Raw genomic sequence first — 1,572 nt, 5'->3', positions numbered from 1 at the left:
CGATGCAAAAAAGCAGCTTCCCTACTATACGAGCTATTGCGGCTACACGAAATGGTATTGTGTTTCTGCTCCAGGGCACAACACCAATACGGCCTCGTTTGAGGGAGAGGGTCTCAACAAAAAGGAATCCTACCTGAATTTTACCGGGACGTCCGCGGCCGCACCTCATGTCCTTGGTGCACTCGGTCTGGTCATGCAGCGCTACCCCTATTTGTCCAACGCGCAGGTGCGGGATGTCCTGCTGACTACATCCAGTCACATGGGGAAAACTTCTGAAGGAGTACCCGACGACGTCTATGGCTGGGGTTTGATCGACCTGAAAAAAGCCATGTCCGGCCCGGGTCAGTTCCTGTCGCGCTTCAACGCCAATCTCGGTGAGGGTGTTGCCGACACTTGGGTAAACGATATATCGCAGGTGGCGCTCGACCAGCGGCAATCGGACGAGGCTGTGGAAGTCGCTGCCTGGAAACAGCGCAAGGCCGAGAGGGGGTGGGACAAGGGTTTTGGCGATGTGGAAAGGGAGAATGTCCGCATCGATATCGCCAATCAGTACAGCGATGCCGCATGGGCAGCCGCCGACGCACTTCTGGTCAAGTTGTTCAAAGTCGCTGATACCGGCACGGCAATCGATCAAGAAGAAGCGGCTGTTGCCGCCGATCCCCTAGCCTCGATAGTCAAGGCAAGATTTGAGAAGAAGTATCCGGAGTGGCGGGAGCGCGGTAGTTGGGGAGGTTTTGCAAAAATCTGGTATGCAGACTTTAAGAAAACAACCATAGGCTCCTTCGAAAAATTCCGTCAAGATATCGTTAAGGAAGCGGTCGTAGCGGCCGAGCGTGAATTCGCTTCCACCGAAACCCGCACGGCCTATCTCGCGGCGAAGACCTACGAGGCCGGCCTCACCAAATCCGGCCCTGGCACGCTGACACTTGGCGGCAAGAACACCTGGCGCGGTGACACGATCGTCGATGGCGGCGAGCTTGCCATCGCCGAGGGCGGCTCGATCATCTCCAGCGCCATCGTCAACGATAGCGGGCTGTTCACCGTCGATGGCAGTTCTGCCGATGTGAACGTCAACAAGGGCGGTGCGCTGCGCGTCGGGGAGAGCGGCAAGACGCTCGGGCTGTTCGTCGATGGCGGAACGGCGAGGATCGACGGGTTCTCGGATATGGCGTCGGTCAATGCCGGCGGGGTGCTTTCCGGCACCGGCAAGCTCGGCAATCTCGACATGCGGGAGGGCGGCCATGTGGCGCCCGGCCATTCCATTGGCACATTGACCGTTACAGGCGACGCGACGTTCGCCAAGGGCAGTTTCTACGATGTGGAAATCGCGCCCGACCTGGATAAGGCGGGAGAGTTGAAATCGGACCTGTTGAGCGTCGATGGCGAAGCAGAACTTCTCGGCGGCATCGTCTCGGTGTCGCTCGAGAACGAAAAAACCCTGATGAGCAAGGAGCAGGTTGAAAACCACTTCCTGCGCAAGGGCGTCATCTTGACGGCCACAAAAGGCGTGTCCGGCCAGTTCGAGCGTGTTCTGCCGGAATACAGCTATATCATCGGGCTGCTGGACTACAG

The 1,572-nt window shown here is 58.1% G+C and carries 1 protein-coding gene; it reads left to right on the top strand.

What is annotated here, in order from left to right; translation table 11 throughout:
* Positions 1–1,572, top strand: a 1,572-nt coding sequence (locus tag ACXJ5O_RS26495; protein ID WP_457302508.1) for a S8 family serine peptidase, incomplete at both ends; no start/stop codon positions are given.

The sequence above is a fragment of the Phyllobacterium sp. P5_D12 genome (assembly GCF_054049495.1).
Note: the sequence above shows the minus strand (reverse complement) of the source record. Positions and strands in the feature narration are given on the sequence as shown.